Here is a 21779-nt window from a genome sequence, read left to right as displayed (position 1 = left end):
GAGAGAATATGAAAGCGGCTGTTTTTGCCTTGATTGGTCTATTTTTTAGTAGCTTAGGCCTGGCGAGCCCAACCAGCTCGGTGTCCCTGTTGGATAACCGCTTTCGTGTCGATCCCTCGATTGAACAGATCACCTTTGTCGTTTATCGCGAGGCGCAGACCCAACCTGTGGTCTTGGTGCGCCCCGATGGCCGAAAATATTACGCCTGGAAGCAAGAGGACGGTGTGCGTTGGCACAAAGAGTCCGCGATGGATATTGTCTCAATTGACAACCCAATGCCAGGGCCTTGGCAGGCGGTGGGCAAGGTATCGCAACAAAACAAAGTTCTGCTGATCTCTGAGCTTGCGCTTGAGGCGGACGTTTTGCCTGCGCGATTGTATCAGGGTGAAGAGATCAAATTCACCGCTCAGCTGACGTCCGATGGTGAGCCTGTTACAGAGCGCGACTTTCTTGAGCGAGTGAATCTCAGAGTGACCTTTACCCGTTATGTTGAGAATGAGCAAAGCCTAGACAATCTCGCAAAGCCGCTGCCAGAAGTGATTGGCGAGTTTGCTGATGATGGTCAGGGGCTGGATGAAGTCGCGGGTGATGGCAGCTTTACGGTTGCATTGCCAATTACCCCAGAGCCGGGTAAGTATCGCGCGCGTATTACCTCGGGTAATGGGGTGTTCTTGCGCGCGATAGAGCAAGAGGTGTTGGTTTATCCAAGTCCAATTGAGATGCTGCTCCAACAATCTCGTAACAATGAAGAACCACACCGCGTGATCATTGATGGTGAGAATGGGATGGTCGAGCGAGGATCGTTGGCGGTTAAGGTTGAACACCTCGATCCTGATGAAAATCTCAGCCACTTCTCTGCTAGCGCGGCGGAGGATGTAGCTCATCTCGATCTTGATATTCCCAATCTTGGCGTTATTGGTACCTACCAATGGCGTGCGGATGTTTTTGCCACTGATATGGCCACCAAGCGTCCGTTGACGTTCCGGTTTGCGCCGCGTAATTACTCAGTCACTGAGGGGATTAACCTTGATGAAATGCGCCGAGTACAGGATGCGGAACTGGAAGCTCGGCAAAAATTGCGCCAGCAGCAACTGGTGTTGGACGCTCGCGCTCAGGCGCGCCAGCGAGCCTTGCTCTGGGTGATGATCGGCAATATGGCGGTGGTAGGGTTAGGCTTGTTGATCTGGTTGGTGACCCGTCGCCTTCAGGCAAGACGCCAGCTAAAAGAAGCGATGGAGATCGATCTACCCAATTAACATTAGGTCATATGAGGCTGGCCCAAGCTTGGCAACCCTTATACCCATGCAAACCTCGCTGAAGCGGTGTCTGGAAATTACATGGGTATAGACTAGGGTTCGTGTCAAGCCTGTGAGCAGTAATGCGCAATCACGTCGCTATCACGCGACATCATTCACGCGACATCATTCACGCGACATCAATGAGGCGACGCGAACGCACACCCGTCGCCAGTGCCTTGGGATCAAACTCATCAACATTGATGGTCTCAAGGCGTGCGGCCTCAGCTTCGCGCAATAGCTGTGCCTCTTCCTGGTTAAGTATGCCATCCTTCAATCCCAGTTCAGCGACAAGGTCCAAGCCGACGAAAGCTCGGCGCTCGTTACGCGATTTACACACTTTATTAAATAGCGGCTCAGCTTTGAGGATCAGCATCAGCGCAGCATTGACTTTCCCGGCCGGGTTATCCGCGCTCGGGTCTAGGTACTGATAACGACCAAGTCGCTCGCGGGTTTGATTAGGGTGCTGGAGGAGGTGAGCCACCTTATGTTCAAGTCGATCGCTTGGTGGGCGACGCACCCGGCCAAATGGTAGCAGTATCGGGCGCAGCAGCCGACCAAATAGTGGGTTTGGCAAGTTAGCCAGCAGCTTATCAATGGCAATCTCAATTTTATGTAGGCTATCTTGGATACCCCAAGTGAGCAGTGGCAGGTCCGCCTCTGGTCTGCCCTCCATATCAAAGCGTTTCAAGCTGGCTGAGCATAGGTACATTTGACTGAGGATGTCGCCAAGTCGAGCAGAGATGCGTTCTTTGCGTTTTAATGAGCCGCCCAAGGTGAGCATAGCAATGTCTGAAAGCAAGGCTAGGTTGGCACTGTAGCGATTGAGTTGCTGATAATAGCGCTGGGTGCGATCAGAAAAAGGTGCTTCGGAGCCACGACCATCAGCAAGGCTTAACCAAAAGCTGCGCACTAGATTACTCAGCGCAAAGCCCACATGCCCCATTAAGGCGGCGTCGAACTTAGTCAATGCATCCTCTGCTTGACTGTGCGCTGCGGCCATTTCATCCAGCAAGTAAGGATGGCAACGAATGGCACCTTGGCCATAGATGATCATTGAACGGGTGAGGATGTTCGCCCCTTCGACGGTGACGCTGATGGGGGCCCCTTGATAACCGCGAGCGAGAAAGTTCGCCGGGCCAAGACAGATCCCCTTACCGCCAACAATATCCATCGCATCGATAGCGCCTTGCTGGCTACGGTGAGTACAGTGATACTTAACGATGGCCGATATCACCGACGGCTTCTGCCCAAGGTCAATCCCTGCAACGGTCAGTGTTCCCGCTGCATCCATCATATAGGCATTACCGGCCAGGCGTGCCAGTGGCGCTTCAATTCCCTCAAGGTGACCAATGGGCTGCTTGAACTGACGACGGATGCGGGCGTAGGCTCCGGTGGCAATCGCTGCGGTCTTGATCGCGCCGGTGGTGGTCGAGGGCAGGGTGATGCCGCGACCTACTGATAAGCACTCCACTAGCATTCGCCAGCCTTGGCCGGCCATTTTCGGCCCGCCGATAATAAAGTCGAGCGGGACAAACAAGTCTGTTGCGCGCGTTGGGCCGTTTTGAAACGGGATGTTGAGGGGAAAATGACGCTGACCAATCTCGACACCATTAAGATCGGTGGGGATCAACGCGCAGGTAATGCCGAGTTCGACTTGATCGCCAAGCAAGCCATCTGGGTCACGCAGTTTAAAGGCTAAGCCTAACACGGTCGCGATCGGGGCAAGGGTGATATAGCGTTTGCTCCACGTCAGTCGCATGCCAAGCACCTCTTTTCCCTGCCATTGACCATGGCAGACAATGCCGTAATCCGGGATTGAGCCAGCATCGGAGCCAGCCTCTGGGCTGGTCAAAGCAAAGCAGGGGATCTCTTGGCCGGTGGCAAGCCTTGGCAAATAGTGGTCTTTTTGTTCTCGGGTGCCATAGTGTTGCAGCAACTCCCCAGGCCCTAGTGAGTTGGGCACGCCGACGGTCGAGGCTAATACGGCCGATACGCCGCTGAGCTTTTGTAGTACTAACGATTGGGCGTAGGCTGAGAACTCCAGTCCCCCGTATTGTTTTTTGATGATCATGGCGAAGAACTTGTGCTCTTTGAGGAATTGCCAAACCTCAGGGGGCAAGTCGGCCAGTTCATGGGTGACTTCAAAGTCATTGACCATGGCGCAGACTTTATGCACTGGACCATCCAAAAAAGCCTGTTCTTCTTGAGTCAGTTTGGGGCTTGGGATTGCATTGAGTTGAGACCAGTCAGGCTTGCCCCGAAACAGCTGAGACTCCCACCAAATCGTCCCGGCATCGAGGGCTTCTTTTTCTGTTTGTGACATCGGTGGTAGCACCTGACGAAACAAGGCTAACGCTTTACGCGAACAAACTTGCCAGCGCAGTGGTGGTAGCAAGGCCAGCATCACAACGGCGAGATAGATACCCCAACTGACTGCGCCAAGTGAGCCCAAAAGCGTCATAAGCACCATCGCGATGGAAGTGATGGCGACGGTCTTGGTTAAAGGCAGGCGGTGGTAGAGCGCCACGGCGAGAGTGGTGAGGACAACAGTGATTGAGAGTATCACAAGCATACGGTTTCCTTACTGGGGCCAAGTGAGTTATTTATCGATAGTTACTGGTCTTACCAGTAACTATAGTAAACATTTTGATAACATTCTCATCAAGTACAAATAGGCCAAAAAGTGATCAGTTCCAGTTTTGTTGAAGTGTAGGGCGTCACAAGAAAGTTTGAAAAATACTCGCTAAGCCACGAAGTGGTGAAGAATTTGCTGTTTCTTTCACCGCGGCTATCGACACCACCGTTTGAATGGGTAAACTCGAAATACAAGCCAAGATGGCCAATACAAATAACCAGCAAGAGATGCCCTATGTACCAAGACTTAATCAAAAGTGAATTGACTGAAGCTGCTGATGTCCTCAACCAGTTCCTGAATGATGAGCACAACATTGCTCAGATTGAGGCTGCCGCGAAGATGATTGCCGACTCATTTAAGCAAGATGGTAAAGTGTTGTCTTGTGGTAACGGAGGCTCGCACTGTGATGCGATGCACTTTGCCGAAGAGCTGACTGGCCGTTACCGTGAAAATCGTCCGGGTTATGCAGGCATAGCGATCTCTGATCCGAGTCACCTTTCCTGTGTGAGTAACGATTTTGGCTATGATTACGTGTTCTCACGCTATGTCGAAGCTGTGGGTCGTCAGGGTGATGTGCTGTTTGGTCTATCCACCTCTGGCAACTCAGCAAACGTGTTGAAGGCCATTGAGGCGGCAAAAGCCAAAGGGATGAAGACCATTGCACTAACTGGTAAAGATGGTGGCGCAATGGCGGGGTTAGCCGATGTTGAGATCCGTGTACCACACTTTGGCTATGCCGATCGTATTCAAGAGATCCACATCAAAATTATTCATATCGTGATTCAATTGATCGAAAAAGAGATGGCGGCGTAAGCCAGAAAGCGCCCGCAAGCATTAGGAGTTGTAGGAAAAAATGTGTGAATTGCTCGGGATGAGCGCCAATGTGCCAACGGATATCTGTTTTAGTTTTACCGGTTTGATGCAGCGTGGAGGTAATACCGGGCCGCATCGTGATGGCTGGGGGATTACCTTTTACGAGGGTAAGGGCTTTCGTACTTTCAAAGACCCCAAGCCAAGCAGTCAGTCGAAGATTGCTGAGTTGGTACAAAACTACCCAATTAAGAGCTGTGCGGTGATAAGCCATATTCGTCAAGCCAACCGTGGTGGCGTCAAGCTAGAGAACACCCACCCGTTTACACGTGAGCTTTGGGGGCACTACTGGACGTTTGCTCACAATGGCCAACTGAGCGACTATCAGCACTTAGATACAGGTCGTCATCGTACAGTGGGTCAAACCGACAGTGAGCTGGCGTTTTGTTGGCTACTCAATCAGATGGAACAGCGTTTTCCTGAGCCGCCACAGAGCATGGAAGAGGTGTTTCGTTATCTCGCCACGTGTTGTGGACAGCTTCGCGACCTCGGTGTGTTCAACATGCTGCTGTCAAACGGCGAATATCTAATGACCTTCTGCACCAACCATCTCTATTGGATCACCAGGCGCGCCCCTTTCGGTGAGGCCTCGCTGATTGATGAAGAGGTGACGATCAATTTCCAAGAAGAAACCACACCCAATGATGTGGTATCCGTGATTGCTACCCAGCCATTGACCGACGACGAACACTGGCAACGCATGAAACCAGGCGAGTTCGGTTTGTTCCATTTTGGTGAACTGGTTGATAGTAATAGCGAAGATTTGATTGATGTTGAGTTTGCTGCTGCGAAGCCTGGGGATCAGTCACCGACGAAGCCGCTTTAAAAAGTTGGCGGGGAGCGAGGTGCGAGTATCGAGGAGTTTGTCGCGCGTGGTGATTTACTCGTACCTCGGAACGAAGTGAAACCCGCACCTCGAACCTAAAAAAGGCAGTGGAATCACTGCCTTTTTTGAAATTAGGGGATATCAGTCAGCAGCGTAGCCGTGAATGCCCAGTTGCTCGCCATCGAGGAAGGCTTTACCTTGGCGCATTTCCAAGCGGTCCTCTACAAACCATTTAGCGACCATAGGATAGATCTTATGCTCTTGGGTCTGGACTCGCTCGGTTAGCGTGGCGACGGTGTCTTCATCGAAGATAGGCACCTTAGCTTGCAGGATCACCGGGCCGCCATCGAGCTGCTCTGTGACAAAGTGGACACTGGTACCGTGCTCTTCATCACCGGCGTGAATAGCACGCTGGTAGGTATTAAGTCCTGGGTATTTAGGCAGCAGAGAAGGATGGATATTGATCATGCGACCTAAATAGTGGCGAACAAATTCACCACTTAGGATACGCATGTAGCCAGCCAGAATCACTAGGTCCGGCTTATACTCATCGATTTGACGCATCAACTCGGTATCGAATCCGTCACGAGTCTCAAAGGCATCAGGGTCGAGGAAGTTGGCAGCCGCGCCGGCTGCCTTTGCTCTATCTAGGGCATAAGCTGTTGCTTTGTTTGAAAAAACAGCGGTAACTTTGCCATCATTGATGTTGGTCTTGCAGGCATCAATAATCGCTTGCAAGTTAGAACCATTCCCTGAAACTAAAACAACAATACTTTTCATGCCTAGTTGATCTCGACTTGCTCTTCACCTTCTTGTGCAGAAGCAATCTCACCGATAACCCAAGCGTTTTCGCCTTCTGCTTTTAGCAGTTCAACAGCTGCATCGGCTTGGTCTTTTGGTAGGGCAACAATCAGACCCACGCCACAGTTGAATGTGCGGTACATTTCGTGCGTCTCAACGTTGCCTTTTTCTTGTAGCCATTTGAAGATGGCAGGCCACTCCCAGCTGTTGCCGTCAACCACAGCTTTAGTGCCTTGTGGAAGTACGCGAGGGATATTCTCCCAGAAGCCGCCACCAGTGATGTGTGAGATAGCATGGATATCGTGCTGCTCAATCATCTTCAGTGCCGACTTGATGTAGATTTTGGTTGGTTCTAGTAGGTGCTCACCAATGGTGCGACCTTCTAGCATCTCACCTTTGTCTGCGCCAGATACTTCCAGTACCTTACGGATCAGTGAGTAACCGTTAGAGTGTGGACCGCTAGAGCCAACAGCGATCAGTGCATCACCTGCAGCGACTTTTGAGCCATCGATAACTTGTGATTTTTCAACCACGCCAACACAGAAGCCTGCAACATCGTAGTCATCACCTTCGTACATGCCAGGCATTTCAGCGGTTTCACCACCGATCAGTGAACAACCTGCTTGGATACAGCCATCAGCGATACCGGTTACTACGTCTGCTGCGGTATCAACATCCAGTTTGCCCGTTGCGTAGTAATCTAGGAAGAATAGTGGCTCAGCACCTTGAACGATAAGGTCGTTCACACACATTGCTACCAAGTCGATACCAATCGTGTCGTGCTTGTTTAGATCAAGTGCAAGACGAAGCTTTGTGCCTACGCCGTCAGTACCCGATACCAAAACAGGCTCTTTGTATTTGGTTGGAAGCTCACAAAGAGCACCAAAGCCGCCAATGCCGCCCATGACTTCAGGACGACGAGTACGTTTTACCGCACCTTTAATACGATCAACTAATGCGTTACCCGCATCGATGTCTACACCAGCGTCTTTGTAGCTAAGAGATGTGTTATTACCACTCACGGAGAAATCCTCGGTAGTTAGTTGGATGTGAAAACGGCGCTATTCTAACAGCGCTTAAACCTAAAGAGCAAACGTTTGCGCAAAGTTTTTTCCGCCCATGGCATGATTGCAAAAAAGTCGACAAATCGCTTGTCAAAACGAAGTGAAGAAGAGGTTACTGCTCAGTGATCGATAGGTAGGAGAGTGTCAATCTCAAGCGCAAGGATTCGCTTTGTCGCGGCTTTGAAACGAATCGCTGCTGTGATGGCTAAAGTGCTTAATTCCTGCCCTTTTTTGTTGAAATCGGGTTATAATCTCAGGGTTTACTCAATTAGTCGGAGAAGAAAATGAAAGTTGTTGAAGTTAAGCACCCTCTTGTTAAACATAAAGTTGGTTTGATGCGTGAGGGGGACATCAGCACAAAGCGTTTTCGTGAGTTAGCCACAGAGGTTGGTAGCTTGCTGACCTATGAAGCAACCGCCGATTTTGAGACTGAAAAAGTCACCATTGACGGTTGGAATGGTCCGGTAGAAGTTGAGCAGATCAAGGGTAAGAAGGTCACCGTTGTGCCTATCCTGCGTGCCGGTCTGGGTATGATGGATGGTGTCCTTGAGCACATGCCAAGCGCTCGTATCAGCGTGGTGGGTATCTATCGTGACGAAGAGACGCTTGAACCCGTGCCTTACTTTAACAAGCTAGCGTCACACATCGATGAGCGTATCGCGCTGGTGGTTGACCCAATGCTCGCGACGGGTGGTTCGATGATTGCGACTATCGATCTGCTTAAAGAGAAGGGCTGTAAGCACATTAAAGTACTGGTTCTCGTTGCTGCGCCTGAAGGGATTGCAGCCCTCGAAAAAGCGCACCCAGAGGTTGAGTTGTACACAGCGGCTATCGACGAGAAATTGAATGACAAGGGCTATATTGTTCCTGGTCTTGGCGATGCGGGTGACAAGATCTTCGGCACTAAGTAAAGTCTATTGCACACTTCATTGTGTAACGAAAAAGGAGCCTGTTGGCTCCTTTTTTAATGCGACTACTTTTTAAGGCTTAGTGTACCTGGGCGGCGTGACTTGGATGGTTTACTAGCACCGTTATCACTTGGCTTAAAGTAGGTTTTGCCTTTACTTGCACCTTGACTATTGCCCGTGGAGCCGTCTCTGCGTTTTGAACTGCCTTCATTTGAGCCATGGCGACCACGCTTTGAGTTAGGCGCGTGACGAAACTCCTCAGCATTGCGACCTTTAAAGGTACGCGGCTTCTGGTTACGACGCGCCTTAGATTCTTGGTTTTCTTCTCGGCTGTCATACAGCTTAGCATCGGTCGCACGGCGGATGCGTTTGCCCTTACCATCGACCTTCGAGGCCTCTTCAGTACCAACCGAGCCTTCGCACATGGCAAGGATCTGCGCGACCTCTTGCTCGCTCATATAGCGCCATTGGCCATTGGGGATCCCATCGAGGCTGATGTTCATGATTCGTACGCGACGCAGTTTGAACACCTCGTAGCCGAGCGCCTCACACATGCGGCGGATCTGACGGTTCAGACCTTGAGTGAGCACGATACGGAACGAATATTTGGTCTCTTTGGTTACGGTGCATGGCAGGGTCACGGTATCGAGGATCTCAACGCCCGAGGACATTTTGTCGATAAACGCTTGGGTGATCGGCTTATCGACACGCACCACGTACTCTTTTTCGTGGTTGTTGCCCGCGCGCAGGATCTTATTGACGATATCACCATCATTAGTCAGGAAAATCAGACCATCGGAGGGTTTATCCAAGCGACCGATAGGAAAAATACGCTGATTCAAACCAACAAAATCGACGATGTTACCCGGTACATCACGCTCGGTGGTACAGGTAATACCGGTTGGCTTGTTAAGCGCGATGTAGATCGGGCGCTGTTTGCTGCGCACAGGTTTACCATCAATACAGACATCGTCGCCAGGGAGTACCTTGGTGCCGACCTCAGGCTTTGCGCCATTAATGGTGACACGACCCTGCTCAATCAGTTTGTCGGCTTCGCGACGAGAGCAAAAGCCCGTCTCGCTAATGTATTTATTCAGGCGCTTGGCGTTATCTTGTGACATGTTGTTGCTCCTAACGTTTCACAACGGCGGTGTTAGAGGGGACGCTCTGGCTAAGAGCGGCCCAGCTCTGAAAAATTTAGGGGCAAGAGTTTACCACCGGTGGGGCGCTTAACCTAACCGTTTTTGGTGACGCTCACGATTTTCCGTTTTCTTGTCTGCGCTTTTACGCAACAGCACATAAACCGCGCCAGTGCCACCATGAAAGCGCTGAGTGCTGTGGACACACTGAACATCTTTAATTTGTGTTAGCCAACTCGCGACATAGCTTTTCATCAGTGCAGGCGGGTTGGAGCGCTCGCCGCGCCCATGGACGATAATCACGGTGCGTATGTCCATCCGAATACATTGCTTGAGAAACTTAACCACCTCATCGCGACCCTCTTTAAGCGTACGACGATGCAGGTCAAGGCGCGCTTGGATCGGGTACTTGCCCAGACGCAGTTTGCGAAACACGCCTTCTTGGACGCCATCACGCTTAAACTCAATAATATCCTCAGGTTTGAGCATCGGGGCATGATCAAGCGACAGATATTCAGGGTCTTGCTCGGTAAGCCATTCTGCTGCCTCACGCTTAGCCAGTTGGGCATCGGTAACTTGAACGGTCTTTTTATGCTCGGCGGTATCTTGGTGAATGGGTTTGACATCGCCCATCATCTGCTGAAAAAGCAGGAGATCATCATCGTGACTCATAGCTGATAATCCATTTAAAATTCGTTTACCCGAGTATACGAAATGCGAGCCAGAATGATAATAAAAACCGGATTAGATACAGGATCTAATCCGGTGCTATGCGGTATTCATTGTGAATGTTGGCAAAGCAACTTAGTGAGGAGATTTGTCGTTCAAAACCTTGTAGATAAAGAAACCACCGTAAAAGAGCATCAAACTGAAGGCGGCGAAAATGACTAACATTGAAGCAAGTCCTATCGCGTTGCCAAACAGCAAGTCAAGCCATAGTTCCATGTTTCTCTCTCCAAGTAGCGAAGACAGCAAGTAAGTTATCGCTTTGAGTGGAATGTGTGGATGATCTAGATCAATTGTTAATGGGGTGTATATTATCAATATGGTGCAATGCGGGCCGAATCACATTTTGTTGTTTTTGTAACCAGTTGAACGGTTGGGGTGATTTTTTTATGCAAAAGGGCTTGCGCTCGCTAAGAAACTCCGTATTATACGCATCCATCCGGTGAGGCGACAACGTCACAGACGCCAAGCTCACGAACGGATAATCTCGGTGAATAGCGCAGTTTGGTAGCGCATCTGGTTTGGGACCAGAGGGTCGGGGGTTCGAATCCCTCTTCACCGACCACCTTCAGAAACCCTGCACTTGTTGCAGGGTTTCGTCGTTTCTAGAGGCGAGAAACGAGAGGCGAGAAGCGAGAACGAGGCGGCGGGTTACACTGCGTTCCGAGGAGCGGGTACACTTCGTTGCGAGGGTCTGCGCTGATAGCTTTCGACCCTCATAAAGTTTTTACAGTGCTTTAAGCTACTGATAGCCTTTTCTTGTTTCTTTAACCAAGTCGCCTAGAACTTCTCCCGTAAGAAAACCATTCTTCATATAGCACATCCCTGACAGACTTTGACTCTCTAAAAAGTGCACTTAGGGAGTAAAGCGCGCGACGATCAATCTCGCTTCTCGACTCCCGCCTCTCGATTCTAAAAAACCACTCGCTCCCCGTAGGGCGATAGCCCGTACTCGAACCTCGCCCCTTTGTTTTAAACCTCGCCCCATTTTTAGAGAAAGTTACAAGCAGCAACGCCGCTCGTTGAGCTTTGTTCGATGCTGAATCCGCGTTTTTCGAGTAGTTTGCGGACATTATCTTTGCCGATTAGGTGGAGGCTGCCTACGACGACGACATAGTTGCCGGTTTGGATGGGTTGGGATTGGCCTTCCAGTGGTGCGCGTTGGTCGAGGATATCTGCCCAGGCTTGGTTGCGCTGGTGGATAAAGGCCTGCTCTAGCTCTGGCGACATATCTGACAGCTGGGCGAAGGTATCGAGCTGCTGCTCATCGCCTTGCTGCCAGCTTTTGAGTAGGCAACTTGTGATCTGCTCTATGTGTGGGTATTCATCGAGTAGAGAAATCAGCATTTCGGCGCCGCCGTTGGGTTGGCCGCTGATCAGGTTAATTTGAAACTGTAACGATTCCAATGCGTAGATGGGGATGCTGTGCTCAATGGCTTGCTGCATAAAGTGCAGGTCAACGCCGTATTCTGGTTGGTAGCCAAGCTGGTTGAGCTGGTGCATTTGCAGGTTCATCGCCACGCTCCAAGGGGGCTGCATGAGCAGTTGTTCAAAGTTGCTGCCACTGGCTTGAGCGATGCTTTTTAGCTCTTTGAGCTGCGCTTGGCTCAGGTGGTCTTTGGCTTTATCTGTAGCGCGAGGGTAGTTCACACCTCGACTGTCTGAGGTATTGGTCTCAATGATAAGGCCGTCGGATTTAGCCAGTTTGTCGACCAGCGCAGCGGGTAGCGGGTACATGGAGGGCTTACCTACGTGTACAGAGCCAACCAAGGTATAACTGAGGTTGCCTTTGGTTGCTTGCCAGTAGAGGGGCTCGGCACAAGCGAAACCGGTGATAAAGAGTAGCAGTGCAGCGAGTGGTTGCTTTAGCATGGATCCTAGCCTTTTGATAATTGTTTAATCTCGGGGGGAGTCAACGACCTCCCCCCGATTGCCCGATTATAAGCGGCTACTGGTTACCTTCATAGCGATTGTACTCAGTCATATTGCCTTGTTGGTCAAACATGTAGACCACGTAGTCGTGCTTAATGCCGTTGTGTTCCATGCCTGGAGAGCCCAGTGGCATACCGGGAACGGCCAAGCCCTTGGCACCCTTAGGCGGGTTAGCGAGAAACGCTTGTATATCCGCTGCGGGTACGTGGCCCTCGAACACAAAACCGTCTATCTCTGCCGTATGGCAGGAAGCAAACTTAGGCTGGATTCCAAGTGATTGCTTAATGGTGAGCATGTTGTCATGCAGTTGCTCCTTGACGGTAAAGCCATTGGCTTGCATGTGCTTACTCCAGTCACCACAACAGCCGCAGTGCGGTGACTTATGATTGGTCACGCTACTCGCCAGCGCACTACTTGAGAGTAGGACTAGGGTGAGCGCAGTCATCGGATATAGGGTCATGGTGTTATCTCCTTGTGACTGACAGGGGGCGAAAAATGACGTAGCCGATTGGCATTGGTGACGACGGTGATCGACGAGAGCGCCATTGCTGTCCCAGCCACCACAGGACTGAGCAAGATGCCAAAGATGGGATAAAGGATCCCGGCGGCGACAGGAATGCCTAATGTATTGTAGACAAACGCGCCAAATAGGTTCTGCTTCATATTACGCAAGGTTGCTCGCGCGATCGCTAAGGTGGTGACCACGCTCTCGGGATTACTATTGAGTAGGGTAACCTGGGCACTCTCCATCGCGACATCACTGCCGGTCGCCATAGCGATACCCACATCGGCAGTCGCCAGCGCTGGGCCATCATTGATCCCATCGCCTATCATGGCAACTTTGCGTCCCTGCTGCTTGAGCGCTTCGATATGGGCGGCTTTTTGTTCAGGGAGCACCTCAGCGACCACGTGATCGATAGATAAGCGCTGGGCAATATCTTGTGCAACCGCTTGGTTATCTCCAGTTAACAGTACGGTGTTGATCCCGGCCGCTTTCAGCGCTGTGATGGTGGCGGTTGATTGAGGCTTTAGTGGATCAGAGAGGCATATCAGGGCTATCCCTTGTTGCTCTCTCGTGATCACAATCGCGGTTTGAGCACGATGCATGGCTTGGTCTAGCTGTGGCTTAAGTATCTCGAGATCGACGCCAAGTTCGCTGGCTGCCTTTGGCGATAGCGCGCGATAGAGATCGCCTTGGTAGTAACCACTCACTCCTTTACCGCGTTGATTGTCAAACTCACTGATTGCCTGGGGCTGAATACCTTGCTCGGCGATGTAGCTGACAATCGCTTTGGCGATTGGATGCTCGGAATGTGACTCTAGTGATGCGATAGCAGTGAGCGTGTCGGTTTCATCATTAACCAGCAATGACACCGACTCGACCTTTGGTCGTCCCTCGGTTAACGTGCCTGTTTTGTCGAAAACGACGGTATCTACTTGGGAGGCTTGCTGCAGGGCATCCGCATCCTTGATCAATATGCCGTGTTCAGAGGCTTTGCCAATACCGACTGTCACCGAGAGTGGGGTGGCGAGCCCTAGAGCACACGGACAAGCAATGATCAGTACTGAGGTGACGACGACCAAGGTGTAGCTCCATTGCGGGGCGGGGCCTGCTAATAACCAAATCGCTCCGGCTAACAACGCAATCGCGACCACAACAGGGACAAAGACGGCTGAGATGCTATCGGCTAATCTTGCTAGCTGTGGTTTACTGCTTTGCGCTTGACGCACCAGGTCAATGATCTGCGCCAGTTTGGTCTCACTGCCAATCGAGGTGGCGACGATCTCTAAGCTGCCATCTTGGTTAACGGTCCCTGCCGAGACTTTATCACCTGGCTCTTTATTGACAGGATAGGGCTCGCCAGTCAGCATAGATTCATCGACGTAAGAGGCGCCACGAACAACGTTTCCATCAACTGGGAATTGCTCGCCTGGCTTGACCCGCAGGCGCATACCGGCTGTAACCTTCTCAATAGCAATCGACTGTTCACGATTATCGATGACAAGGGTAGCCGTTTTGGCTTGTAGGCTGAGCAAGGCATTGAGCGAGGCACGGGTTTTGACTTTCGCTTTAGCCTCAATGTAGTGCCCAAGGGAGATAAGACCAATGATCATCGCGGTGGCTTCGAAATAGACGTGGCGCGCTGCATTAGGAAAGAGCTGCGGTGTGAGCACGACCAGCATCGAGAATAGCCAGGCACTGCCTGTGCCAAGGGCAACTAGGGTATCCATTGTCGCGCGGCGATGGCGAAGGCCTGCCCAAGCACCAGTGAAAAAATGTTTTCCGGCGCTGCATAGAAGCCATAAACACACTAGGCCAATCACACCCCATAGCCACTGATCTTGGCTGTTGCGGATCATCATATTGCCTCCAAGTACGCCCCACAGCATCAGGGGAGCACCAACAGCGAGTCCCTCAATCGCGCTACGTTTATGCTGGCGAACTTGGCTACCAACCAGGTCATCTAATGTTTGAGTAGGGTTACTGTTAAGTTCGCTGGCTTGATAACCCGCCTTGTTTACGGTGTGGACCAGCCTCTGCAGATCACCCTCTGCAGTTAGCCAGACTTGAGCCGATTGCTCAGCCAGATTCACCTGTACTTTTTCTACGCCTTTGACGCTGTACAAAGCTTGCTCCACCGAGCGCACGCAGCTGGCACAAGTCATACCGCTAATCAGTAAGTTGATGGGTGCCACACCCATAGGTGTGGCACCCACAGGTGCGGTGGCTTTAGATGACGTCTCACAATTTTTCGCTGGCTGTGCAAGAGATGGATCACTTGAAGGCAAAGGCTCAGGTGCACTCAAGGATGCAGGAATCACGTCAAAGGGCTGAGCTGAATAACCACAATCTGTAACTGTTGCAATGATGTCAGTTACGGGTAGTGCCGAAGCGAGTTTCAACTCAATGGTTGATACCTCGATATGAGCATTTGCCGGGCTCTCCTCAAGCGCAGCCTTAAGCTTGGCGACGCAGCGGCCACAGCTAAGCCCGGTCAGTCTGAGATGGTGTTGATAACCCAGTCGTGCATCGGTGTGTGGCGCGATAGCATCAAGCAATTGGCCAAGGCTATGGTCTGTGGCAATGATTAGCCGCTCACGGTCTAGACTAAGTACTTCAGTGTTATTGAGTGTTGCCAAACCTGTGCGAATCTTCTTTACACACCCTTGGCAACGCGCCCCTTGAACTGGCATTTGATACTGCGCCACGTGATCTTGCATACTCCCCTACCTTGTGTGGGTCAAACTAAACTTCCTTGATGGTAAACCTTACCTCAAGGGTAAGGTCAAGCCCTAAATCCAACTTTTTGCTCAGCAAAGCGTTAAGGTCACGTTGTCGAGGCTATTGTCTGAGTGCTAGAATACGCGGCAAAGTTTGGCGGACGCTAAATTCATGGCGAAGTCTATAAAAAAGGTAACTAAATCATGACGGTTAAAACTCGTTTTGCTCCTAGCCCTACCGGCTACCTTCACGTTGGTGGTGCACGCACCGCACTGTACTCTTGGTTGTATGCAAAAAACCAAGGTGGTGAATTCGTTCTTCGTATCGAGGATACCGATTTAGAGCGTAACTCTCAGGAAGCGGTAGACGCGATTCTTGAAGGTATGCAGTGGATGGGTCTTGAGTGGAATGAAGGTCCTTACTTCCAATCTAAGCGCTTTGATCGTTACAACGAGATGGTTGATAAGCTGCTTGCTGAGGACAAAGCGTACCACTGTTATGCATCAAAAGAGTTGCTCGACGAGATCCGTGCTGAGCAAGAAGCGGCTAAAGAGATGCCACGCTACGACGCCAACCATCCGAAGATTGTCGCAGCCAATGCAGCAGCGAAAGACGGCGACCCATGCGTTGTACGCTTCCGTAACCCGAAACAGGGCAGCGTGGTATTTGATGATCAGATCCGTGGTCGCATTGAGATTGGCAATGACCAACTGGATGACCTGATCATTCGCCGTACTGATGGCTCACCGACCTACAACTTTGTTGTGGTTGTGGACGACTGGGATATGGGTATTACCCATGTTGTGCGTGGCGAAGACCACATCAACAACACCCCTCGTCAGATCAACATCTACGAAGCACTAGGCGCACCAGTACCGACATTTGCTCACTGTGCAATGATCTTGGGTGATGACGGTGCGAAACTGTCGAAGCGCCACGGCGCTGTGTCAGTAATGCAATACCGCGATGAGGGCTACCTGCCTAACGCACTAAACAACTACCTAGTTCGTCTTGGCTGGTCACACGGTGACCAAGAGATCTTCTCGCAAGAAGAAATGATTAACCTATTCACTCTAGATGCGATCTCTAAATCAGCTTCGGCATTCAATACTGAAAAGCTATTGTGGCTAAACAATCACTACATCAAGACTTCAGCGCCTGAGTACGTAGCCGAGCACCTGCAATGGCACCTAGATAACCAAAACCTCAACATTGAAAACGGCCCAGCGATCACTGAGGTGATCACACTCGTGGGTGAGCGTTGCAACACCTTGGTTGAGCTGGCTGAGCAGATCCGCTACTTCTATGGAGACTTTGCTGAGTTTGAAGCAGGCGCTGCCAAGAAACACCTACGCGGTGTGGCTAAAGCGCCACTTGAGCTGGCACTTGCTAAGGTTGAGGCACTGACTGAGTGGACGACTGAGGCGATTAAGCAAGACGTGATTGCTGGCGTATGTGAAGAGCTTGAGATTGGTATGGGCAAGATCGGCATGCCACTACGTGTCGCGGTTACTGGCGGCGGTCAATCACCATCGGTAGATGCAGTGATGGCGCTCATCGGCAAAGAGCGCGTGACGGCGCGCATTAAGATGGCATTGGCCTTCATCGCCGAGCGCGAAGCCAACGCGTAATCTTTCCCTTACGGAATAAAAAAAGCCGCAGCCTCATCGCTGCGGTTTTTTTATTCCCTTTGGGAAGAGGCGAGATCGCTCTGCTGCGAGAGGCGAGAGGGGAGAGGCGAGAGGCGAGAAGCGAGGCTTTGCTTGCTTTACCTTATTCGTAATCTACTTGGTGTGCCGTGAGCTCTCAACGCAGATCCTCGTAACGAAGTGTCCCCGAACCTCGCCCCTCGAAACGCAGTGCACCTAAACCCCGCCCCTCGGAACGCAGTGTACCTTGCCAAAAGTCTCTGTTTTGAGGCACCTTGGTTGTAACACCCTAGTTTTACAGGAGAAATAATGGCTGAAAACCAGCAAGTCAAAAACCACGTTCTATACTTCCAGTGAAGCCTGTTTCATACAACAAAGAAGGAAGTAGAGAATGAAGAAAATTGCAGTGGCCATCTCCGCAGCGGTGTTGCTCTCATCGCAGTCAGCATTGGCTGAGTTCTACCTTGGCGCAAAGGCGGGTAAATCATGGCTGGATGATGCCTGCCTATCAAGCACAACAAATTGTGATGATGAAGCCAATCACTTTGGGGTATTTGTCGGTTACGATTTCCTTGACTACCTCGGCTTAGAATTTGGCTACGATAACCTAGGCGATCACACAACAACACCTGCGGGTCTGAATGACGATCTTGTTGCCGCATGGACACTAGCGCCAAAGCTTTCTTACCCTATTAACCACCTGTTCGGAGTTTATGCCAAGCTTGGCGGGGCGTATGTCGAGTATGGTGATGAGGATGATTGGTCTTATCTAGCTGCGGCTGGAGTAGAGATGAAACCTCATGAGAAGATCGCGGTGCGTCTTGAGTATCAAACCCTCACAGACATCAATAACGATATTGTGCGTGCCGAAGGCAACAGTGCCACGCTGGGCGTGCTGTATAAGTTTGGCGCGTCAGAGCCAGCGGTTGTGGCAGAGCCCGTGCCGGAGCAACTACCTGAGCCGGTGCCTGAGCCACAGGTTCAAACCATGAAGTATCGGACCGCTAAACTGGGTGAAGAGACTTTCGCCTTAAACAGCGCTGAACTTACGCTCCAGGCACAAGCTGACCTTGATAAACTGGCGGCATTTTTGACTCAGTACCCACAAGCACAGGTTGAGCTGGTGGGCCACACCGATAGCTCGGGCGCCGCCGATTACAATCAGCAGCTTTCTGAAAAACGTGCCAATGCCGTTGCCGATGCGCTGGTGGAGCGTGGTATTGAGAAAGAGCGCATCACCGCTTATGGCGTTGGAGAGTCCGATCTCGAATACGATGAAAGCACCCCAGAGGGGCGCAGTAAAAACCGCTTTGTCGAGATCATCGTCCCTGAGTTTGAGTACGAAGTCAAAAAATAATCATTTCCCTTTTGGGAAGAGGCGAGAAGCGAGATCGCTACGCTGAGAGAGTCGAGGTTCTGACCACGCGTGTTATTCTTCTCGCTTCTCGTTTCTCGCCTCTCGATTCTAGTTTTTATGCATAACATCCCCAATCTGAATCGCGCCGGCCAGCTCTGGCTGGTTGACTGTGACTTCGGCCTCTTGTTCATAGACGCGATTTACTGTGACGGTAATGTCACTTTTGCTGACCTTGTTGCGTGGTAGGCCGTTTTGGTCGATGAATGAGCTGGTATGCCATAACTGAAGTTGATCGCCGCGCTCGACACCGTGTACACGGCCAAGATCGATTGTGAGGCTATGGCCAAATTTAGCCACCACCTGCGGTAGGGTGATCTTACAAGCGAACTCCGACTCCAAATCGAGCATGATATTGCGGCTCAGACGCAGCAGCATATCGCCGTAGGTCGACGCCCAAAAGCGAGCGCTGGTGGTATCGACTTGGCTGGTGCGGGCAAATGGCCAACGAGCCACTTGACGGTAATTGCGAGTAAAAATCTCATGGCCCGTTTTGCCATCAAAGACTTGCATCTCCAGCGCAAACTGGCGATTGATCAGATCATCTTGTCGACGCTGCTCTTCAATGGTGGCCGTCAGATCTGTGATGGCTCCAGCGATAATATAGTGAGCGCCCGTATCTTCGGCGATCATCTGGGTGCGCTGTGGAAAGGCACGTCCTAACTCATAGGGTGTGGTGCCGAGCGAGACAAAGCTTGCCGATTCGTGTTGTAACTGACGACTGAGTACGTCAGAGAAGTCTTCGCCAAGTCGGTAGATTTGGCCCATCACCGCTTGCTGGCGATTATTAATATCAAAATGACTCACCAAGAAGGTTTTCTTGTATTGGTCCTGACGGCAACTGGTTGCCGTAGGATAGATATCAATTTTAGCTTTGACGCGCATGATGCCGCCTGACACACGCTGCTGCTCGACCACGATCTCACGCACCTCATGGCCTGAAAAGTTGTATTGCTTACGATTGCTCTCCAAAAGGGGAGTGAGGTTACTGATCGCGCCAATATCTCCGCCAGCAAAGCTAATCGCGTGATAGAGCGCGTCTTCAAGCGCTTCAACCTTAGCGGCATCATTGGTAGAGGTGACCGTCGCGCTTCCGGTGACTTCAAACCAGGCGGCAAATACTGGGTGAGTGAAGGTCGACAAGCACAGTAGAGAAAGCAATGTAGTAAAGTTCTTTTTCATGACAACTTCTTTTATTGGTATGGAATTTGCTTTTGCTATTGGAGAGAGTTCATCAGCAGCGGCATTAACATCAAGCAGTGGCGTTAGTAAAGCAAAGAGCGTTCCAGCTTTTCGCTGATGATATCCAAGTGACCCTCTTGGTTGCACCTTGAGTTTACTTGGGTATAAAGAACAGGAGAGAAGAGAGATGAAAAATTGGTTGTTGCTAGCGCCGGCTGTACTTTTGACAGCATGTGCCTACGCACCGATTTATAACGGTAAAGAGCCCTACAGCGGCTCACAATTTATGTTAATGGACAGCCCACGTCATACCTTGGACTTCTTTATCGAGGCGATGACGGAAGATCTTGTGCTATCGAACACCAGTGTAACTGCCCGCACGCCATTAGCGGTCACATCGTTTGTCGACCTGCAGGATATGGACACCACTAACTGGTTGGGTAATTCGGTATCTGAAGGCTTCATCCATCAGTTCCAGCGCCGTGGTTTCAAGATCGTTGATTTCAAGACGACAGGCAATATCCAAGTCACCAATCAGGGCGACTTTGCATTTAGCCGCGACTGGAAAGAACTTGCCCACGAGCAAGAGGTCAAATATGTGCTGACAGGTACCATGCTCAGACAAGAGGGCGGGGTGATCGTCAATGCACGCGTCGTCGGTATGCAGTCTCGTGTTGTTGTGGCCTCTGCACAGGCGTTTTTACCTGCTGACCGAATTGGGCGAGATCTCGATACCCTACAGTCGGTTCGTAGTCAGGATGGGGTGTTAATTCGCTCTGATCCGACGATGAACCAACCTTATACTGTCATCTTGAGACCTTAGGAGAGCGTGGTGCGCAGATTACTGATAGTTTTAGTTGCGATATTGATGGTTGGCTGTCAGCCACTGACCCCTATGTACGATGATAGTTATCTGACGGCAGTCGGTTATGCCAGCATCAGTGAGCAATCTGGTAGTGAGCTCGAAGAGAGGCAGGTGCGAGCGATGCGTGCATCCAAGATTGATGCTTATCGTGAGCTTGCTGAGCAGGTGTATGGATTGCGTGTCAGCGCTCGGGCGAGTTTGACGGACCAGAAACTTGGCACCGAAACCACATCAGGTTATGTCGATGGGGTAATACGCGGGGCTGAAGTGGTACGCAGTTATAAGGTTGGGGACAGCTATGTGACGGAGTTGCGCCTCGATGTCGAAAAAATGGATATGTTGCGCCGCTATGGCGAAGTACAAAAAGTGCCGGATCAGAGGGCACAAACCCTGTTTTAATCTTCTTCTCAAATAAAAACGGCGCCTATTATGATGATAAGCGCCGTTTTTATTTGGGTCTTTGTCTAGGCCTTAAGGCTAGTACCTAGTGTGGACAGCGTGTGGGTATGCCCTTCGGCGTTGTAGGTCATCCCAACCTTGCCTTGGCTTTTTTGCATCAAATTATTCAGGCGGTTGTAGCTCAGTTGGGCTCGGTCAAGTGCCTGGCCGTTGAGGGTATTTTCTTGCTGGCAGACCGCCATGGTTTGATTGATCTGAGCAACTAAACTGACTAGGTTTCCATCCTGCTTGAGGGTTGCAACGTCAGGGTGTTTCGCGATCCGCTCATCGGTCAGTTTAATCTGTTCAATTAGGGTCAGCTTGCCCTTTGCCAAGCGCTCTATATTAGCGGCAATACGTGAGGTAATCGCGTTGCGTTCATCGACTAACAATGCATTGAGGTCATTAGCATTCTTTAGCTGAAATTCAACTAGGCTGATCAGTGAGGCCATAGCAGTCTAACTTACTTATTTCACGAGCCGGTGGTTAGAGCCCACCAAGCTCCTGCTCAAATTTAAGCATATTGTCGGCCAGTTTCTCAGGGTCGACCGTGTATGAGCCGTTGGCAATCGCTTCTTTAATCGCGGCAACTTTGGCACTATCAAAACTTGGTGATGACGCCATTTGCGAGTGCATTGCGCCAATATCTTTACCCTGCTGACTGAGTGATACTGAGTCCTGATCACTGCTGCGCGCCGTGGTGTTTTGTGTTGAGGCTGTAGACGAGTCAGAGCGCTGCGCACCACGAGTGGTGGACGTCATGGTGTGACCCGTGCGGATGTTATCGATACCTGCCATATCAGAGCCTT

General features: G+C 51.0%; 20 protein-coding genes and 1 tRNA gene. 9 read left to right on the top strand and 12 right to left on the bottom strand.

The annotated features are described in order from the left end of the window. Nucleotides 1-8: 8 nt before the first annotated feature. On the top strand, nucleotides 9-1256 hold the full coding sequence (locus tag ACSTTG_RS02620; protein ID WP_438473709.1) for a TIGR03503 family protein: 1248 nt from the start codon (nucleotides 9-11) through the stop codon (nucleotides 1254-1256). A gap of 169 nt (nucleotides 1257-1425) precedes the next feature. On the opposite strand, the gene fadE is transcribed toward ACSTTG_RS02620, so the two are convergent. Then, on the bottom strand, nucleotides 1426-3870 hold the full coding sequence (gene fadE, locus ACSTTG_RS02615) for an acyl-CoA dehydrogenase FadE (RefSeq protein WP_438473707.1): 2445 nt from the start codon (nucleotides 3868-3870) through the stop codon (nucleotides 1426-1428). A gap of 297 nt (nucleotides 3871-4167) precedes the next feature. On the opposite strand from fadE, the gene lpcA reads away from it, so the two are divergent. Next, nucleotides 4168-4746, top strand: coding sequence for a D-sedoheptulose 7-phosphate isomerase (lpcA, locus tag ACSTTG_RS02610; protein ID WP_438458871.1), 579 nt, complete (start codon nucleotides 4168-4170; stop codon nucleotides 4744-4746). A 40-nt stretch (nucleotides 4747-4786) separates the two neighbouring features. Next, complete coding sequence (locus ACSTTG_RS02605) at nucleotides 4787-5629, top strand: class II glutamine amidotransferase (protein ID WP_438458870.1); 843 nt, start codon at nucleotides 4787-4789, stop codon at nucleotides 5627-5629. Between the two features lie 141 nt (nucleotides 5630-5770). Here the strand turns inward: ACSTTG_RS02605 and purN are convergent, their stop codons facing one another. Then, entirely contained in the window at nucleotides 5771-6409 is a 639-nt protein-coding gene (purN, locus tag ACSTTG_RS02600; protein WP_438458869.1) for a phosphoribosylglycinamide formyltransferase, read from the bottom strand. A 2-nt stretch (nucleotides 6410-6411) separates the two neighbouring features. Continuing rightward, on the bottom strand, nucleotides 6412-7452 hold the full coding sequence (gene purM, locus ACSTTG_RS02595) for a phosphoribosylformylglycinamidine cyclo-ligase (protein ID WP_438458868.1): 1041 nt from the start codon (nucleotides 7450-7452) through the stop codon (nucleotides 6412-6414). 326 nt (nucleotides 7453-7778) lie between these two features. On the opposite strand from purM, the gene upp reads away from it, so the two are divergent. Continuing rightward, nucleotides 7779-8405: a uracil phosphoribosyltransferase gene (gene upp, locus ACSTTG_RS02590; RefSeq protein ID WP_438458867.1), complete on the top strand. Its 627-nt coding sequence runs from the start codon at nucleotides 7779-7781 to the stop codon at nucleotides 8403-8405. Nucleotides 8406-8467: 62 nt separating this feature from the next. On the opposite strand, the gene rluF is transcribed toward upp, so the two are convergent. The 3 genes from rluF to ACSTTG_RS02575 form a co-directional block, all read right to left on the bottom strand. After that, the gene (gene rluF / locus ACSTTG_RS02585; RefSeq protein WP_438473705.1) at nucleotides 8468-9523 is read right to left on the bottom strand and encodes a 23S rRNA pseudouridine(2604) synthase RluF; all 1056 of its coding nucleotides are present in this window, start codon (nucleotides 9521-9523) and stop codon (nucleotides 8468-8470) included. A 108-nt stretch (nucleotides 9524-9631) separates the two neighbouring features. Continuing rightward, nucleotides 9632-10213, bottom strand: coding sequence for a DNA endonuclease SmrA (smrA, locus tag ACSTTG_RS02580; protein WP_438458865.1), 582 nt, complete (start codon nucleotides 10211-10213; stop codon nucleotides 9632-9634). Nucleotides 10214-10345: 132 nt separating this feature from the next. Further along, nucleotides 10346-10486, bottom strand: coding sequence for a DUF3149 domain-containing protein (locus tag ACSTTG_RS02575; RefSeq protein ID WP_438458864.1), 141 nt, complete (start codon nucleotides 10484-10486; stop codon nucleotides 10346-10348). A gap of 269 nt (nucleotides 10487-10755) precedes the next feature. On the opposite strand from ACSTTG_RS02575, the gene ACSTTG_RS02570 reads away from it, so the two are divergent. After that, a tRNA-Pro gene (locus ACSTTG_RS02570) sits at nucleotides 10756-10832 on the top strand. Nucleotides 10833-11257: 425 nt separating this feature from the next. Here the strand turns inward: ACSTTG_RS02570 and ACSTTG_RS02565 are convergent. The 3 genes from ACSTTG_RS02565 to ACSTTG_RS02555 all read right to left on the bottom strand — a co-directional run bounded on the left by ACSTTG_RS02565 (nucleotide 11258) and on the right by ACSTTG_RS02555 (nucleotide 15421). Next, nucleotides 11258-12139, bottom strand: coding sequence for a TraB/GumN family protein (locus tag ACSTTG_RS02565; protein WP_438473704.1), 882 nt, complete (start codon nucleotides 12137-12139; stop codon nucleotides 11258-11260). Nucleotides 12140-12215: 76 nt separating this feature from the next. Beyond that, nucleotides 12216-12659, bottom strand: a complete 444-nt coding sequence (locus tag ACSTTG_RS02560; protein ID WP_438473703.1) for a DUF411 domain-containing protein — start codon at nucleotides 12657-12659, stop codon at nucleotides 12216-12218. Next, nucleotides 12656-15421, bottom strand: a complete 2766-nt coding sequence (locus tag ACSTTG_RS02555; protein WP_438473701.1) for a heavy metal translocating P-type ATPase — start codon at nucleotides 15419-15421, stop codon at nucleotides 12656-12658. The genes ACSTTG_RS02560 and ACSTTG_RS02555 overlap by 4 nt, the downstream gene beginning before the upstream one ends. 204 nt (nucleotides 15422-15625) lie before the next feature. Here ACSTTG_RS02555 and gltX point away from each other — a divergent pair, with 204 nt between their 5' ends. After that, the gene (gltX, locus tag ACSTTG_RS02550) at nucleotides 15626-17053 is read left to right on the top strand and encodes a glutamate--tRNA ligase (protein ID WP_438473700.1); all 1428 of its coding nucleotides are present in this window, start codon (nucleotides 15626-15628) and stop codon (nucleotides 17051-17053) included. Between the two features lie 409 nt (nucleotides 17054-17462). Beyond that, on the top strand, nucleotides 17463-18428 hold the full coding sequence (locus tag ACSTTG_RS02545; RefSeq protein ID WP_438458859.1) for an OmpA family protein: 966 nt from the start codon (nucleotides 17463-17465) through the stop codon (nucleotides 18426-18428). Nucleotides 18429-18536: 108 nt separating this feature from the next. Here the strand turns inward: ACSTTG_RS02545 and ACSTTG_RS02540 are convergent, their stop codons facing one another. Continuing rightward, complete coding sequence (locus ACSTTG_RS02540) at nucleotides 18537-19667, bottom strand: flagella assembly protein FlgT (protein ID WP_438473699.1); 1131 nt, start codon at nucleotides 19665-19667, stop codon at nucleotides 18537-18539. Nucleotides 19668-19854: 187 nt separating this feature from the next. Between ACSTTG_RS02540 and ACSTTG_RS02535 the strand changes: the two genes are divergently transcribed. Together ACSTTG_RS02535 and ACSTTG_RS02530 are read left to right on the top strand one after the other, a co-directional pair. Beyond that, a complete protein-coding gene (locus ACSTTG_RS02535; protein ID WP_438473698.1) occupies nucleotides 19855-20490 on the top strand; it encodes a FlgO family outer membrane protein in 636 nt (211 codons plus the stop codon). Nucleotides 20491-20535: 45 nt separating this feature from the next. Next, nucleotides 20536-20931, top strand: a complete 396-nt coding sequence (locus ACSTTG_RS02530; protein WP_438459270.1) for an LPP20 family lipoprotein — start codon at nucleotides 20536-20538, stop codon at nucleotides 20929-20931. 65 nt (nucleotides 20932-20996) lie between these two features. Here the strand turns inward: ACSTTG_RS02530 and ACSTTG_RS02525 are convergent, their stop codons facing one another. Both ACSTTG_RS02525 and flgM read right to left on the bottom strand, forming a co-directional pair. Continuing rightward, complete coding sequence (locus tag ACSTTG_RS02525) at nucleotides 20997-21422, bottom strand: flagella synthesis protein FlgN (protein WP_438473697.1); 426 nt, start codon at nucleotides 21420-21422, stop codon at nucleotides 20997-20999. Nucleotides 21423-21456: 34 nt separating this feature from the next. After that, nucleotides 21457-21768 carry a flagellar biosynthesis anti-sigma factor FlgM gene (gene flgM / locus ACSTTG_RS02520; RefSeq protein ID WP_438458855.1) on the bottom strand — a complete coding sequence of 104 codons (312 nt, stop codon included), beginning with the start codon at nucleotides 21766-21768 and terminating at the stop codon, nucleotides 21457-21459. Nucleotides 21769-21779 lie beyond the last annotated feature (11 nt).

This window comes from Vibrio glycogenivorans (assembly GCF_051660965.1).
Classification (GTDB): Bacteria; Pseudomonadota; Gammaproteobacteria; order Enterobacterales; family Vibrionaceae; genus Vibrio.
The sequence above is the reverse complement of the archived record's forward strand: the minus strand, read 5'-3'. Positions and strand labels throughout refer to the sequence as shown.

What these genes read in the sequence shown, in the direction of transcription:
- gltX (WP_438473700.1), top strand. Translation starts at nt 15,626, where the DNA reads ATGACGGTTAAAACTCGTTTTGCTCCTAGCCCTACCGGCTACCTTCAC.
- ACSTTG_RS02540 (WP_438473699.1), bottom strand. Translation starts at nt 19,667, where the DNA reads ATGAAAAAGAACTTTACTACATTGCTTTCTCTACTGTGCTTGTCGACC.
- ACSTTG_RS02530 (WP_438459270.1), top strand. Translation starts at nt 20,536, where the DNA reads ATGGTTGGCTGTCAGCCACTGACCCCTATGTACGATGATAGTTATCTG.
- rluF (WP_438473705.1), bottom strand. Translation starts at nt 9,523, where the DNA reads ATGTCACAAGATAACGCCAAGCGCCTGAATAAATACATTAGCGAGACG.
- lpcA (WP_438458871.1), top strand. Translation starts at nt 4,168, where the DNA reads ATGTACCAAGACTTAATCAAAAGTGAATTGACTGAAGCTGCTGATGTC.
- ACSTTG_RS02605 (WP_438458870.1), top strand. Translation starts at nt 4,787, where the DNA reads ATGTGTGAATTGCTCGGGATGAGCGCCAATGTGCCAACGGATATCTGT.
- ACSTTG_RS02620 (WP_438473709.1), top strand. Translation starts at nt 9, where the DNA reads ATGAAAGCGGCTGTTTTTGCCTTGATTGGTCTATTTTTTAGTAGCTTA.
- ACSTTG_RS02555 (WP_438473701.1), bottom strand. Translation starts at nt 15,421, where the DNA reads ATGCAAGATCACGTGGCGCAGTATCAAATGCCAGTTCAAGGGGCGCGT.
- ACSTTG_RS02535 (WP_438473698.1), top strand. Translation starts at nt 19,855, where the DNA reads ATGAAAAATTGGTTGTTGCTAGCGCCGGCTGTACTTTTGACAGCATGT.
- purN (WP_438458869.1), bottom strand. Translation starts at nt 6,409, where the DNA reads ATGAAAAGTATTGTTGTTTTAGTTTCAGGGAATGGTTCTAACTTGCAA.
- fadE (WP_438473707.1), bottom strand. Translation starts at nt 3,870, where the DNA reads ATGCTTGTGATACTCTCAATCACTGTTGTCCTCACCACTCTCGCCGTG.
- ACSTTG_RS02545 (WP_438458859.1), top strand. Translation starts at nt 17,463, where the DNA reads ATGAAGAAAATTGCAGTGGCCATCTCCGCAGCGGTGTTGCTCTCATCG.
- ACSTTG_RS02575 (WP_438458864.1), bottom strand. Translation starts at nt 10,486, where the DNA reads ATGGAACTATGGCTTGACTTGCTGTTTGGCAACGCGATAGGACTTGCT.
- flgM (WP_438458855.1), bottom strand. Translation starts at nt 21,768, where the DNA reads ATGGCAGGTATCGATAACATCCGCACGGGTCACACCATGACGTCCACC.
- ACSTTG_RS02560 (WP_438473703.1), bottom strand. Translation starts at nt 12,659, where the DNA reads ATGACCCTATATCCGATGACTGCGCTCACCCTAGTCCTACTCTCAAGT.
- ACSTTG_RS02525 (WP_438473697.1), bottom strand. Translation starts at nt 21,422, where the DNA reads ATGGCCTCACTGATCAGCCTAGTTGAATTTCAGCTAAAGAATGCTAAT.
- ACSTTG_RS02565 (WP_438473704.1), bottom strand. Translation starts at nt 12,139, where the DNA reads ATGCTAAAGCAACCACTCGCTGCACTGCTACTCTTTATCACCGGTTTC.
- smrA (WP_438458865.1), bottom strand. Translation starts at nt 10,213, where the DNA reads ATGAGTCACGATGATGATCTCCTGCTTTTTCAGCAGATGATGGGCGAT.
- upp (WP_438458867.1), top strand. Translation starts at nt 7,779, where the DNA reads ATGAAAGTTGTTGAAGTTAAGCACCCTCTTGTTAAACATAAAGTTGGT.